The sequence below is a fragment of the Candidatus Hydrogenedentota bacterium genome (genome assembly GCA_018005585.1).
Taxonomy (GTDB): Bacteria; Hydrogenedentota; Hydrogenedentia; order Hydrogenedentales; family JAGMZX01; genus JAGMZX01.
The window spans coordinates 7,753-22,091 of sequence record JAGMZX010000007.1 but is presented as its reverse complement, the minus strand read 5'-3'; the positions used below and the strand labels follow the sequence as shown (position 1 = coordinate 22,091).

The window sequence follows — 14,339 nt, the reverse complement described above, 5'->3', positions numbered from 1 at the left end:
CGGAACGATAGGAGACAAGTCATGCAAGAGTATTTCACGCGCCGTACCATGTTGCGGGCCGCCGGCGTTACGGCGGCGTCGGGATTGCTTGAACAAGGCGCAATGGCCGGCGAGGCCAATGCCGATTCCACGCAGAAGCTTCTTGTGGTGGGCGTATCGTGCAGCCCCCGCAAGGGAATGACCACTGCAACGGCTGTGAAAGAGTCGCTCGACGCGGCCAGCGCCGCCAATTCGCGCATTGAAACGGCGCTGCTCGATTTGGGAGAACTCACGATTGGCGGCTCAGATGGCAGCAGTTCCTCCGGCGGTACCGGCGTCGAAGACGATTTCGAATCGCTCTTGCCGGTGTTGCGAGCCCCCAACCTCTTCGGATTGATCATCGGCTCGCCGACGTATTTTCGCACCATGAGTTCCCTCTGTAAAGCCTTTCTTGAACGTCTTGCCATACTGCGTGAACCCACACTCCTCTTGGCAAACGTGCCCGTCGGCGTGCTATCCGTTGGCGCGTACCGGAACGGCGGTCAGGAACTGGTGATCGAACAGATACAGGCTGCGATGCTCTGCCATGAAGTGATGATAGTCGGCGGAAAGCCCCGCGCACATCAGGGCGCTACCCTCTGGAATGGTTTTGAGGACGACATCATGAAGGACGAGCTTGGCATCGAATCCGCGCGTAAACTCGGTGTACGTGTCGCGGAAGCGGCAGCAAGAATTGCCAGGTGACATCATCCGCGGAAAGGTTCAGCGATGGCATATAGAACCGCCTCCAATGTGTTAATTCAAAGCGCAGTAGTCTTTTCGATTGTATTTGTGGCCGCTGGTTGCGGCTCAGGGCCTATTGCACCATCCGAACCCGTGCAGCGAATCATCGTGTATTACCTGCACGGCACGGTCCGCTGCGAGACGTGCTTGTCCATCGAGCGGGAAGCAAGCGAGATAGTTAAGGCAACGTTTTCTGAACACATGGACGCGGGGCGCCTTCAGTGGCAGGCGCTGGACTATGAACAGCCGGAAAACGCCCATTTCTTTAAGGAATTCGCGCTTTCCCATCCCGGTCTGGTGCTGGCGCACGTGGTAGGCGCTCGAATTGTCAAATGGAAGGTGCTCGAAAGAACTTGGGATCTGATTCAAGAACCGCCATCGTTCGCGAGCTACGTCGAAGAGGAGGTGGGCGCTTTCTTGGCGAATGTAACAACAAACGGAGATGCCGAATGAGCGGCCCCGGCAAACTAAAGGTCCTTTTCCTCTGCACGGGCAACTCATGCCGCAGCCAGATGGCCGAGGGCTGGGCGCGGCATCTGAAGGACGAGGCGATTGAAGCGTATTCGGCGGGTATCGAGACACACGGCCTGAATCCAAACGCCGTCAAGGCTATGTCTGAGGCCGGCGTAGACATTTCAGGCCAGCGGTCCAAGCGTGTGGACGAATTGACGGACATCGAATTCGACTACGTTGTTACCGTTTGCGCACACGCTCATGAGTCGTGCCCAATCTTCCCGGGACGCGCCAAAGTCGTGCATGTGGGTTTCGACGACCCGCCACGCCTCGCACGCGAGGCCAAGACTGAGGAAGAAGCACTGAGCCATTATCGACGCGTACGTGACCAGATTCGGCAATTTGTGGAGTCGCTTCCTGAGAGTCTGCTGCGGGAATCACCACATGAGTTTAAGAAGAAAGGATAGGTCACATGGGACAACTTGAAAGGGATTCGGAACGAGTCCGGCAACAGGTACGCGAAGGTTACGGCGCAATAGCGCGCGAAGGCGGATCCTGTTGCGGTCCGCAAAAATCCTGTTGCGGCGGCGGCGCCGCGCGCGACATCGCGGAAGGCGTTGGTTATACCGCGGCGGAACTGGCCGCGCTCCCAGACGGCGCAAACCTGGGCCTGTCCTGCGGCAATCCGACGGCCCTGGCCGGGCTGAAACCCGGCGAGGTTGTGCTGGACCTCGGCAGTGGTGCGGGCTTTGACGTGTTTATCGCGGGCCGGAAAGTCGGCGCGACGGGCAGGGTCATCGGCGTGGACATGACTCCCGAGATGCTGGCCCGGTCACGCGGAAACATTGCCGCATACCGGGACCGAACAGGACTGAACAACGTCGAATTCCGCCTGGGCGAAATTGAGCATCTGCCGGTTGCGGACAACTCGGTGGATGTCATCATCTCGAATTGCGTGATCAATCTATCGCCGGACAAGGAGCAGGTGTGGCGGGACATGGTCCGCGTACTGAAACCCGGGGGAAGGGCGGCCGTCTCCGATCTCGCGCTGTTGCGGCCGTTGCCCCTGGTTGTCGCGGATATGGCCGAGGCACTGGTGGGCTGCATCGCGGGCGCGGTGCTCATAGAAGAGACGGAGCGCATGGCACGCGCGGCCGGACTGGCGGAGCTGCGACTGACCCGCAAGCCAGACTACATCAAGGCCATGATGAATCTGAACGACCCGTTGTATCGCCAGGTGTTGGCGCACCTGCCGCCGGACGCCAGTCCCGCGGACTTCGTAACAAGCCTGGAAATCACAGGCGTCAAGCCGCGCCAAGACGCGTAGAGGCAACCGGCATATGGAATCCGGCGTATCTAAGAGACTTTCGTTTTTGGACCGTTACCTGACCCTCTGGATCTTCCTGGGGATGGCCCTCGGCGTAGGGTTGGGCCATTTCCTGCCCGGCGTCGAGGGATTCATTCATCGCTTCCAGGCGGGCACGACGAACATCCCCATTGCAGCCGGTCTGATTCTCATGATGTATCCGCCGCTCGCGAAAGTCCGCTACGAGGAACTGGGCGACGTCTTCCGCGACGTGAAGGTCCTGGGCCTCTCGCTGTTTCAGAACTGGGTGATTGGGCCGACCCTCATGTTTATCCTCGCGATTGTGTTCCTGCGCGACAAGCCGGAATACATGGTGGGCCTGATCATGATCGGCCTCGCGCGCTGCATCGCCATGGTGATCGTGTGGAACGACCTTGCAAAAGGCGACACCGAGTACTGCGCGGGTCTGGTGGCGTTCAACAGTATTTTCCAGGTGTTCTTCTACAGCATTTACGCGTGGTTTTTCATCACCGTGCTGCCTCCGTTATTCGGAATGAGTGGTCACGCCGTGGATATCAGCATTGGTCAGATTGGCGAGAGCGTGTTCATTTACCTCGGCATCCCGTTTTTGGCAGGCATGCTCACCCGGCTTGTACTGGTCAAGGCCAAGGGCAAGACGTGGTACCACGAGCGGTTCATCCCGAGAATCAGTCCCATCACGCTCGTCGCGCTGCTTTTCACGATCGTCGTCATGTTCAGCCTCAAGGGGAACCTGATCGTTGAAATTCCGTTCGACGTGCTTCGCATCGCGCTTCCGCTGCTAATCTACTTTGTCATCATGTTCTTCGCCAGCTTCCTCCTCTCGTACAAGGCCGGTGCGAAGTACTCGATCAGCGCGACCCTCTCGTTCACAGCCGCCAGCAACAACTTCGAACTCGCCATCGCCGTCGCCGTGGCCGTCTTCGGCATCAACTCCGGTGCGGCCTTTGCCGCAGTCATCGGCCCATTGGTCGAGGTGCCCGTGCTGATTAGTCTGGTAAACGCCGCATTCCTGCTGCGCCAGAGGCTTTACGGCCCGGCTGCCGCGGAGCTCGCCTGACTCGGGTCTCCGGGAATTCGGAACAAATCCGCTCTTCCATACACGACCCATAATCGATGCCGTTTGTTCCTGTTTCAACCTTCAGGTTGCCTCGAAAACCCGCAATCTGAGGCTTGGACTGCGAACAAGGAAAGCCTGTCGTCACGTATAACCACTTGCAGCGGGACTTTGGCGTTACCGTAGTGTTATGCTCTCTCCGGCGCGTGCCGGCGTTCGCCGCGACGCGTTCCGGCAGCAGGACTTTCAGCGGAAAGGTTCCATGACAACAGGCTCGAGCGGCAGCGATTCCAGTTCCCTAACGCGCGATCAGCGCCTCTGGCGCTGGCGCGTGCTCATCGCGACATATCTCGCCTATGCGGGTTATTACCTGACGCGCAAGGTCTTCACCATCTGCAAGACGACGCTGGCTTCCGAATTCGACATAGGCCTGGACCAAGTCGCGCACATCTGGACCGCCTACCTCGTGGCCTACATGGTAGGCCAGTTTCTAAACAGCTTCCTCGGGCGCAAATACGGGCCGCGGGCGATCCTCCTCGCCGGGTTTGGCGGCACCATCCTCATCAATCTCCATTTCGGTTTCGCCGACTCGTACTGGACGTTCATGGAGTTCATGATCTTCAACGGACTGCTTCAGGCCACCGGCTGGCCGGGCGTCGTCGGCGGCGTGGCGCAATGGCTGCGCCCGCGCGAGCGCGGCTCGATCATGGGCGTGTGGTCGACCAGCTACCTGGTCGGCAACATCATGGTAAAGTCGGCGGGCGGGTTCCTGCTCGCCAATATGGGCTGGCGCTTTGCCTTTTTCGGCACGTCCCTCATCGCTTTCGTTATCTGGTGGCTGGTCTACGCATGGCAGCGCGACAAACCGGAAGACGCCGGGCTCGACCCCATCCTCGACGAGGCATCCGCCGAGTCGCGCGCGGTCCAGGCCTCGAACGCGGAGCAGGTGACGTTCCGCGAGTATCTGCGCCTGCTGCTGAATCCCGTCGTGCCCTTGATGGGACTGAGCTACTTCTTCATCAAGTTTCTCCGCTATGCGCTTGACTCGTGGCTGCCGACTTTTCTCGACCTGCAGGGCATGGACGTGGGCAGCGCGGCCTACTATTCGCAGCTTTTCGATTTCGCCGGGCTGGCCGGCGCGATAATGGCAGGCTGGGCGCTCGACCGCCTCTTCCGGGGGAACTGGGCGGCGCTCTGCTTCTTCCTGGGCCTCGGCATGGTCGGCGGCTACTACGTCGTGACCCAGTTCGGGGGCAATCCCTACGCGCTCGCCATCAGTTTCGGGCTCGTCGGGTTCATGATGTACGGCCCCGACACCATCCTCTGCGGTGCCGCGTCGGTCGCGGTCGCGGGCGAGCGCAACGGCGTCGCGCTTGCCGGTATCGTAAACGGCATCGCCAGCATCGGCCCCGTCGTCCAGGAAGAGGTTATCGGCTGGTTCCTGCGGCTCGACGAGTCCTTGCCGGCCCATGTCGCGCATGCCGCGTCGGAAGCCTCCGCGATGCTCCAGGCCGGCCCCTTCGCGCGCGGCGTCCAGGCCGCCGTTTCCGAGTTCGTGACCACCTGTCAGCAGCAGGCCGCCATTGACCGCACCAATCAACTCGGGCTTATTCTGAGCGTCGCGTTCGTGGCGCTCATGGCGCTGCTCATCTGGCGCGTGGCCGCCGCGCACAAGAAACACGCGCAGTAACCACGCCCCTACCTGGTATCGCAGCCCCGGATGCCGTTGATGGTCAGATTCGGATTCGGCAGCCCGTCGTTGCCCAGCCGGATCTCCTGCCAGTCCAGGTACTCGACGTGGTAGTCCGCAAACAGGTGCAGCCGTTTCCCGCCCGTGCCGAACCAGCCCGCGTCGTTGCCCCACGCGGAATGGTTCGAGAACCACTCGCCCACCAGAATCTTGCGCGACGGGTTGGCCACCATGGCCTGACGCTGCGGCAGGGCCGGAAGCGGGTTCGTGTAGTTGTCCGACATGTCGTCCAAGCTGTCGATCTGCTCCGGCGAATGATAGAACGCCATTGAATACGCATAGGACGTGCGCTCGAACACGTCAATGCTGCGCTCGCGCGAGTCCGAGGGACAATAGAACACGCCCGGCGTCTCCTTGTCGCCCGGGATGTACGGCGTAAGCAACTGCCGCCAGCCGCGCCCCATCCAAAGCCAATATCCCGGCGGCTGGCTCAGCGGCAAGTCCTGCCAGGAGGGATACGTCCCGTCGTGCTCGAGCAGATAGCACTCGAACGCAATGCCGATCTGCCGGAGATTGTTCGCGCAGGACGAGCGTTTCGCGCCTTCCCGCGCGCGCGACAGCGCCGGAAGCAGCAACGCCGCCAGAACGCCGGCGATGGCGATCACAACCAGCAACTCGACAAGCGTAAAGCCGCGGTACTCTTGCCGGGAATTTCGAATCGGGATACGGGGATGCATAAGCCTCTGCATGACATCTTAACGCATCCCGCCGCGCCTTTCTTCCCCCCCCTCGCCGCGGTTCAGGCCTCTTTGCGGCCCAGGACGCGGCCCACGCTCGTGATGGCGACGGTGGTGAAGATGCGGATGCTCGGCAAGGTCGAGACCTGGCGCATGCGCCGTTCAAGTTCCGCGAAAAACTCGGCGCGCACCATTTCTTCCGGCACTTCCCCCTCTTCGCGGACGGCCAGGAGCCGGTGCAAGGCGTAGAGGCCGAAGATGAAGGCCAGCAGGAAGAGGAAGTCGAGTCCGTGCAGGTTGAGCGGGGGCGGCCCGAACGCGACGGGCGCGCCGCCGCCGCTGTAGATGCTCTGCACGCTGACCACGATGCTCCAGGTTTCGAGGCGGTCGGCCACGAGGCCCGCGATGATCGGCGCGACGGTCGCCGCCACGCCCTGCGCCAGGATGTTCATGGCCATATAGGCCGTGGCCTTGCCCTTCGGCGCGGTCTTGTAGGTCAGGTTGTTCGCCGCAAGCATAATGCCCGCGCCCGAAATGCCCGTGATCACGTGGAACGCGGTCATGACCACGATGGTGACCCAGAAATTGCCGAGCGACGTAATCGGCCACAACAGCAGCGCCAGCACGAACACGGGCCCCGTCACCGCGAGCACCGACTTGTTGCTGAACCGGTCCGCCAGCCGCCCCCAGATGGGGAAGCAGATCACGTTCATGAACTGGCTGAGCACGGAAAAGCCGAGGATCCACGTGATGGTCAGGCCCTGCCTGCGCAGCATATACGCCGTGAAGAAAGGACCGCACAGGTTCATCGCGAAGGTCCACGCGGCGAGGAAGAAGGTCAACGCGCGGAAGTTCTTGTCGTGCAACGGCTCGGACAGCACGCGCAGCGCGTTGTGCTCGACGTGCACGTGCATGCGCGGCTCCGGCACGCGCCCGAGGAAGAACAGGCCGCTGAACCCCGCCAATGCGCCGCAAAAAAACACCACGCCGTACGCCTGCGTCTTGCTGTTCAGCGCCTCGCTGAGCATGTCGATGCTCAGCGCGCCGGCCAGGCTGACCGCCGCGCCGAACATCGTCGCCCACATCATCCGCTTGCTGAAGAAGGTGTTCAGCACCGCCTCGGGGATGAGGTCGCGGCTCCACGACGAGAAGGCGCAACTGGCCACGGCGTTCATGCCGAAGAAGAGCAGGAGCGCGCCCATGAAAACGGCAATCCGGTGTTCCGGGGGCGTCCAGAAGGGAATGCTCGCAATTACGAACCAGCCGAGGCGGCTGACGAAGGCCGCGCCCACGGTGAGCAGCTTGCGCATTTTCACGTGCTCGACGAGAAAGACCGCGGGCAGCTGCAGTATCTGCGAGAGGGGTCCAATCGAGCCAATGAGGCCAAGGACAACGTTCGGCGCGTCCAGAAGCACGGCAAAGGCCATCATGAAGGGACCGACGGTGAGCACCGCCATCGTCTGCGACGCCATCGCGTCGCCGAGCAGCATGCGCAGGCCCTTGTCTACGTCCTGCTCCGACAAAGCCTCCTTGGGCCGTATCCAACGCAACATGTCACGTCTTCTTTCAATTATCATTTCCGGAGGTGGCCTGCGGCCGCCTCAATCGGGCAGCGGCGCGGCGGCACGAGCTTACGCCGCAACACCTCGGGACGGCAACTCTGTTCCCGCGCCCCGCCTTGTACGCCCTGAACGATTCCGCTATGCTCCTGTGAGTTCGGGGAGACGTGCGCATCGCAGCCTCGACGCAACAGGTGTGAAGGGGATTTTGGCCATGAGAAAGATCGTTACGCTGTACCATTCGCTGATTGCCGCTCTCCTGGGTCTCTACGTAGCCTTGGCGTGGGCGCTGCTGGCCCTGTTCGGGCGCGGCGCCGGCTTGAACGCCTACCTCGTCTTCGGGCCGCTGTACGTGCCCCTGAGCCTGCTCGTCGCCATGACCGTCCTGTTCCTTCCAGCGATCCTCTTCTGCACGATGCGCGCATTCCAGAGGTCCTCGCGGAACCCCGACAGGTTCCGCCGCTTCCCCGGCCTGCCCGCGCTCGCGCGCGTGTTCTCGCTTCAGGGCATCGTTTTTGCCGCCTTGCTCCTGACCTTCGAAACGCCCTGGGCCGATATCCTCGAAACCGACTGGGCCGCCGCGGTCCGGCAACTGGTCGAGGGTCCCAAGCCGCGCGCCCTGCCGCCGGACAGCGAACTGGCGTTTCCGCAACTGCCGCTGGCGCAACAGGACCCCTTCGCGTGGGCCGTCAAGGACCTCGAAGGGAACGAGATTCCGATTGCCTCGTTCAAGGGCAACGCCCTGTTCCTCAATTTCTGGGCTACCTGGTGCCCGCCGTGCCGGGCCGAACTGCCGAATATCCAGCGGATGCATGACGCCGTCAAGGACAAGCCGGGGATCTCCGTGCTCCTGATTTCCAGTGAAGAACCGGAACAGGTCAAGCAGTTCATGACGGAAAACGGCTATACGTTCCCCTGCTACCTCAGCAAGGACGACCTGCCGTTCCCCTTCGCGGTAAGCAGCATCCCGACCACGTTCCTCGTGGCGCCCGACGGGGCCATCGCCCTGCACCATGTGGGGCCGGTCGCATGGGACGGCGGCGGCACGCAGGCGTTTCTGGAGGCGCTTTCGGGCGCGGCGCAACCCGCCCCCATGGTTCCGGCGACGCCGGTCGAGCCGACGCTTCCGGTGGCCAATACCGGCGAACTCGCCATGGGGGCCATTCCGTAGGCGCGCGCCGGGTTCCGCCGAAGGAGAATGAATGAAACACTCGGCGTTTCGTCTTGTAGGATGAAAGGTGAACCACTTGGGAAAGGAGGCCCACATGAAACACCTGAAGCGCGTTACCCTGCAGCAGGCCCAGGCCAAGGATAGCGACGGAGCGGAGGTCATGTTTTTCCAGCTCTACTTCACCATCCTGGCGTTTATGATCTCGGCTGCAATGGGCGACAAGTAAGCGAACAAGACGCCGCGAAGCCAAGCGGCGAAAACAACCGGCGCGGCCGCCTTCCTTCGGATGCTGGCCGCGCCAATCTCATTGGTCCGCCAGGCGTACCGGGTGATAGAGCACTTCCTGCACTTCGAGCCGCGTCGAGCGGCGGCCGCGCAGCCATCCCACAATCGTGACCACCCACCACTCGATGCTGTACTTGAAATTGACCCTTTCCCACAAGAGCAGGATGCCGTACCAGAGCAGGACTTGCATCCCGGCGAACGAGAACAGGCCGACGTAGCGCCACGCGAGCGGGCCGCCCTCGAACAGCGGCAGGAACCACTTCATGTTCAGCACGCACAGCAGGCTTTCGCAGATGTAGATGCTCATGGCCATCAAGCCGAACCGGCGAATACCCGTGGTGTGCCGAGCTAAGTCGAAACGGCGCAGGGTGTCCTGGTATTCGAACTTCTTTATGCAATACACCGCCAGCAGCAGCATCAGGCCCAGGTTCACCATGTGTAATTGAACCGGCAGGGCCGTGCCGACGCGCTCAGGCCCCAGCGGCACCCCCGAAACAGCCAGGATCAACAACCCCGCCGCCAGGGAGAGGCCGCCGAAACCCAAGCCGTAGTTGCGCACGAAACGCCAGTCCTCATGCCGGGCAACCGCGATACCCAGCACCGCGCCGAACAGGGCAAAACCCGCGTTCGGGAACGTGCTGTGCGGCGGACCGACAAGGAGCTTGAGCAGGATGGCGGGGACCAGCCGCCGGTCCGTGACCGCGCTGAAAAACGCCCCGTCGAAGAGCCCGTGCAACACCGGCGTGACGGCAAACCAGAGCACGCCCATGACGGACAGCGTGACATACGTCCGTCGGGTGCGGTCGTAGCCCTTGCCGCGCCAGAGCAGGCCCAGCGTAGTGGCAATGACGATCCCCGCCATGGCCACAAGCGCCACCGCGTCCGTGAAAAACAGCAGGTCCACGTCGCCCTTCGCGAAGTAGCCCCGCTCGATCGAACCCGTCAGGAACGAATGGCGCACCTCGCCGTTGAACTTCACGGCGAAATGCAGCACGGCCATGTGGAACAGCGAGCAGAGGAACAGCATCAGACTGTTCCAGTACGTGCCCCGCACGTACGCGCCCACGCTGCCGCGCGAACTCAGCCCGGCCCGCCGTTGTTCCTCGAGATTGGAGAGCACGTAACCCGTCGCCGCGCCGCTGATCAGCGCGAAAATCGGCGCCCACGTACCCAGCAGAATGAGCGGCGCAAACAGCACCATCACCCACAGGCTGATCTCCTCCCGCGCAATCAGCGTCGCGTTAATGAACAGCAGGTGGCCCCACGCATGGAAGACAATTACCATGACGATGAAACCGCCCCGAAGAACATCCAGACACAAAAGTCGTTTCATGCAGCGTTTACCCTAGTGTTTCTTCCGCGGCCCAGCCGTCATCAGGCCCGTAAGTTATTAAACGCCAGCGAGATAAAGAGACTTCCCAAAGTGGTCGGTCAGCCCGCCGGTCGCGCATGATACCCTCCAGAACCCGATTCGTTACGGAAAGGCCCATCAACCCGGCGGCAACGGTTTCCTGAAGTGTCCGCGGCCAATCACCCATGCGGGTGCGCGTTGCCCCCTGCGCGTGACGCGCTGTGCCCTCCGCGGCTCCGTGCGAGAACAGTTGACTTTTTCGGGGTTTCTCCCCCCCGTTTTTCTTCCTTGACAGCCGGCGGCGGATGCGCTAGAATCTAACTGTACAAATTTTCAGTAATTCTGTCATGAACCATCGGATTCTGCATATCGATATGGACGCGTTCTTCGCGTCGGTGGAGCAGGTGCGCGACCCGAGCCTGCGCGGGAAGCCGCTGATTATCGGCGGCGACCAGGAATCGCGCGGGGTGGTGTGCACGGCGTCGTACGAGGCGCGGCAGTACGGCGTCCACTCGGCGATGCCGCTGGCAGAGGCGCGGCGGCGCTGCCCCCACGGGATTTTCATGCACGGCAATTTCGCGCATTACGAGGCGGCGTCCGGGCAGGTGCACGCGCTGCTACAGACAGTGTCGCCGCTGGTGCAGATGGCGTCGATCGACGAGGCATACGTGGACGTGACGGGCTCGCAGGGGCTTTTCGGCGGCGACGACGCCATCGCGGGCTATCTCAAGTCGGCCATCCGCGCGCGCACGGGCCTGCCCTGCACCATCGCCGTCGCGCCGAACAAGCTGGTGGCGAAAGTGGCGACGGGCGAGGGCAAGCCGGACGGCTACGTGCGCGTGGACGCGGGCGGCGAGGCGGCCTATCTCGCGCCGCTGCCGGTGCGCAAACTGCCCGGCGCGGGCCCGCGCACCTGCGAGGTGCTCGAAGGACTGGGCATCCTGACCATCGGCCAGCTTGCGGCGGCGCCGGCCCCGGTGCTCGAACGGGTCTTCGGCCTGACCGCGGCGGTCGGCCTGCGGCAGGCGGCGCGCGGCGTCGCCTCGGCGGAAGTCGAGATAGACACGCCGCCGAAATCGATCAGCCGGGAGACGACCTTCGAGCGCGACCTGCTCGACTGGAACGAGATCGGGCGCGTGCTCGCGTATCTCACGGAACGGGCGGCGCACACGCTGCGCGAGGATGGGTTCGAAACGCGTCGCGTCACACTCAAGGTGCGCTACGCCGATTTCGAGACTCACACCTTCGCGAAGATGCTGCCCATGCCCACCTGCGTGGACCGGGATATCGTCGAGGCGATCCGCGAACTGACGCCCAAGGCGCGGGCGCGGCGCGCGCGCGTCCGGCTCATCGGCGTGAACCTGTCCGCGCTCAGCTACAACCAGCACCAGCTTTGTCTGTTCGGGCGCAAGACGGTGGAAAAATGGGAACACGCCCTCGAAAGTGTGGACCGCATCCGTGCCCGGTTCGGATTCGACTACCTGCGTTTCGGCCGGTCGATGCAGTACGGCCGCGACGTGCGCCTGTCCACCCCGTCGCTATCGCGGTGAGTTTCCGCCCCGCCTCAAGAAGGCAGCGCCCCGCGCCAGCCCGCCACCAACTGCCGCGTCAGTTCCTCGACCAGCGCGGCGTTCTTCGGGTCGCCCGCGATGTTGACGTTTTCCTGCGGGTCGGTCTCGTGGTCGTATAACTCCACGGCCTCGACCCGGGCGGAGTCGTCGCGATCGACCCAGCGCGTGAACCGGTAGCGGCGCGTGCGCATCGAATAGCCCATGAGCCGCTTCTTCTCGTGCGTGCGCGGATACTGGCTGAACGCGGCGCGCTTCCATTCGCGGTCCGGCTCCGCAAGCAGCGGCGCGGCGCTTGCGCCTTCAAGATGCGCGGGTTTCGGAAGCCCGGCCAAGTCCGCCAGGGTCGGGTAGATATCCACGAACTCCACGAGCGCGTCCGTGCTCGAGCCTGCGTGCGCCATCCCCGGCACGGAGAGGATCACCGGCGCGTTGGTGTCGTTCTCGACGTTGCTGTGCTTGCACCAGCAGCCATGTTCGCCCAGTTTCCAGCCGTGGTCGCCCCACAGCACGACGATGGTGTCATCCTGCAGGCCGAGCCGCTCGAGTTCATCCAGCACGCGGCCCACCTGCGCGTCCATGAAGCTGACTGCGGCGTAGTAGCCGTGCTTCAACTGGCGCGCGTAGTCGTCCGGCAACAGGCTCGTGTCCGGCACTCCGTCATAGCTCCACAACTCATTGCGTTCCGCCAGCGCATAGGGCGGCGCGCCCTTCGGCAGAAACGGATTCGGGGCGGGCGGGATCTTCTCCGGGTCGTAGAGATCCCAGTATTTCTTCGGCGAGATGAAGGGCAAATGCGGCTTCACGAAGCCAACCGCGAGGAAAAATGGCTGTTCCTTCTCGCACAACCCCTGCAACGCGGCCACGGCCATGTCCGCGAGCACGCCGTCGTTCAACGAATTATCCGGACCGTCCACCGCCTGAAACGGAACACCGCGATCCCCTTTGCGGCGTTTGGCCCGCGCCTGCCGGGCGCGGCGCTCCATCTCGTCCGGTTCCAGTGCCCGTGCGTCCGCCGGGGTCTTCACACCCGGCGCCGTCCATGGCGTGGACCAGGACGCGGGGTCATCCAGGCCGCCGTGGTAGATTTTTCCCATCCCCTGCACGAAGTAACCCTCGTTCTTGAACAACTGCGGCAGCGTGACCACATCGGGCAGCGCCGTCCGGAAATGGGTCTCAAGGTCCCAGACCTGTGTCGTGTCGGGCCGCGTGCCGGTCAGGAGGCTCGAACGGGACGGCGAACATACCGCCTGCTGGCAATAGGCATGACGAAACACGAGGCCCCGCGCCGCGAGCCGGTCGATGTTCGGCGACTGGATGACCGCGTTGCCGTAGCAACCCAATTCAGGCCGGAGATCGTCTACCGCGATGAAGAGAACGTTCGGTCTCCCCTGCGCCCCCGCGGACGCCAGGCGCGCTGAATCCGCCGCGTAGGCCCACGGCACACGCGCGCACTCCGCGGCGCCCAACGCCACAGCCCCAGAACCCAGCCATCTCAAGAACTTGCGCCGGTCCATGTGCTTCTCTCCCCTGCCGGTTGCGTCGTTCCCGTCGTCAGACTCATGTCCGCCCGGACTTCCGCGGTATTGTACTCTCGCCACGGCGCACGCTGCATTGGTCTCCGATCCCTCGCCCCGTACAAGGGACCAATAGCCGAACACCACAGTTTCAATGGCATGAACCGGCGAACAGCTCGCCCAAGAAAGCAGAATCCGGAAATGAATACGCCAGGGACCCCGCACATCTCCGCGTTGACGGAATGCCCCCTTCAACACGGGAGGACGAGGGACGAGGCCGCGAGCGCCCGCGCACCCAACAGCGGCGGTTACCCCGCCTGGGACGCCGGAGACGCATTCATCCGGATCTCTGCGCGCTTGAAAGGCACGATGCGAACGGGACCCAGCAGGCCGGACCGCGGCAAAGGTTCAAAACCCAGGAGCTTCTCCGCTTCCGGGGCCGATGCGCGCGGACCCGCCCCGAAAACAGGACGCAGTTCTTCCGGCACATCTGGAAACGCACCAAGCCCGGACACGCGGTTGATCAACGTATTGGTGACCGCCACTTCGAGCGTATTGCCGCCTCGCCGGGCGATGCCCTCGAGGCCGAATTCCTGCCCGGTCATCCAATACACACCCACGGGCCGGCCATTCAGGCGCACCTCCGCGACGTTGCCCACCACGCCCAGCGACAACCTGAGGATTATATCTTCCGCGAGATAACTATCCGGCAGTTCGAAACCGATGGTATAGTGCGCCTGCCCGCTGAAATGCCGCAGCCGCTCCTCCTCCGTCCAGGATTTCAGACCGGTCCAGCGCAGGGCCTCTCCCGTGATTACCTCTTCGGGAAACCGCACGTTCCACA

13 protein-coding genes are annotated in these 14,339 nt (G+C 63.0%); 8 read left to right on the top strand and 5 right to left on the bottom strand.

All coding sequences use genetic code 11. From position 1 onward, the window contains the following. Window positions 1-21 precede the first annotated feature (21 nt). From KA184_02200 to KA184_02175, 6 genes are all read left to right on the top strand, one after another. The gene (locus KA184_02200; GenBank protein ID MBP8128363.1) at window positions 22-723 is read left to right on the top strand and encodes a flavodoxin family protein; all 702 of its coding nucleotides are present in this window, start codon (window positions 22-24) and stop codon (window positions 721-723) included. Window positions 724-747: 24 nt separating this feature from the next. Next, window positions 748-1,215 carry a hypothetical protein gene (locus KA184_02195; protein MBP8128362.1) on the top strand — a complete coding sequence of 156 codons (468 nt, stop codon included), beginning with the start codon at window positions 748-750 and terminating at the stop codon, window positions 1,213-1,215. Further along, complete coding sequence (locus KA184_02190) at window positions 1,212-1,682, top strand: arsenate reductase ArsC (GenBank protein MBP8128361.1); 471 nt, start codon at window positions 1,212-1,214, stop codon at window positions 1,680-1,682. The genes KA184_02195 and KA184_02190 overlap by 4 nt, the downstream gene beginning before the upstream one ends. A gap of 5 nt (window positions 1,683-1,687) precedes the next feature. Continuing rightward, the gene (gene arsM / locus KA184_02185; protein MBP8128360.1) at window positions 1,688-2,542 is read left to right on the top strand and encodes an arsenite methyltransferase; all 855 of its coding nucleotides are present in this window, start codon (window positions 1,688-1,690) and stop codon (window positions 2,540-2,542) included. A gap of 13 nt (window positions 2,543-2,555) precedes the next feature. Continuing rightward, window positions 2,556-3,620, top strand: a complete 1,065-nt coding sequence (arsB, locus tag KA184_02180) for an ACR3 family arsenite efflux transporter (GenBank protein ID MBP8128359.1) — start codon at window positions 2,556-2,558, stop codon at window positions 3,618-3,620. 259 nt (window positions 3,621-3,879) lie between these two features. Beyond that, entirely contained in the window at window positions 3,880-5,307 is a 1,428-nt protein-coding gene (locus KA184_02175; protein ID MBP8128358.1) for an MFS transporter, read from the top strand. Window positions 5,308-5,315: 8 nt separating this feature from the next. Here the strand turns inward: KA184_02175 and KA184_02170 are convergent, their stop codons facing one another. Continuing rightward, window positions 5,316-6,044 (bottom strand): prepilin-type N-terminal cleavage/methylation domain-containing protein, encoded by a 729-nt coding sequence (locus KA184_02170; GenBank protein ID MBP8128357.1) that lies wholly within the window; start codon window positions 6,042-6,044, stop codon window positions 5,316-5,318. Between the two features lie 62 nt (window positions 6,045-6,106). Then, entirely contained in the window at window positions 6,107-7,597 is a 1,491-nt protein-coding gene (locus KA184_02165) for an MFS transporter (GenBank protein ID MBP8128356.1), read from the bottom strand. Window positions 7,598-7,817: 220 nt separating this feature from the next. On the opposite strand from KA184_02165, the gene KA184_02160 reads away from it, so the two are divergent. After that, a complete protein-coding gene (locus tag KA184_02160; protein ID MBP8128355.1) occupies window positions 7,818-8,774 on the top strand; it encodes a TlpA family protein disulfide reductase in 957 nt (318 codons plus the stop codon). 304 nt (window positions 8,775-9,078) lie between these two features. Here the strand turns inward: KA184_02160 and KA184_02155 are convergent, their stop codons facing one another. Next, window positions 9,079-10,392, bottom strand: a complete 1,314-nt coding sequence (locus KA184_02155) for a hypothetical protein (GenBank protein MBP8128354.1) — start codon at window positions 10,390-10,392, stop codon at window positions 9,079-9,081. A gap of 365 nt (window positions 10,393-10,757) precedes the next feature. Between KA184_02155 and dinB the strand changes: the two genes are divergently transcribed. Next, window positions 10,758-11,960 (top strand): DNA polymerase IV, encoded by a 1,203-nt coding sequence (dinB, locus tag KA184_02150; GenBank protein ID MBP8128353.1) that lies wholly within the window; start codon window positions 10,758-10,760, stop codon window positions 11,958-11,960. 14 nt (window positions 11,961-11,974) lie between these two features. On the opposite strand, the gene KA184_02145 is transcribed toward dinB, so the two are convergent. Both KA184_02145 and KA184_02140 read right to left on the bottom strand, forming a co-directional pair. After that, the gene (locus KA184_02145) at window positions 11,975-13,495 is read right to left on the bottom strand and encodes a sulfatase (GenBank protein ID MBP8128352.1); all 1,521 of its coding nucleotides are present in this window, start codon (window positions 13,493-13,495) and stop codon (window positions 11,975-11,977) included. Between the two features lie 308 nt (window positions 13,496-13,803). Further along, on the bottom strand, window positions 13,804-14,339 hold a 536-nt coding region (locus KA184_02140), incomplete at its 5' end, for a hypothetical protein (GenBank protein ID MBP8128351.1).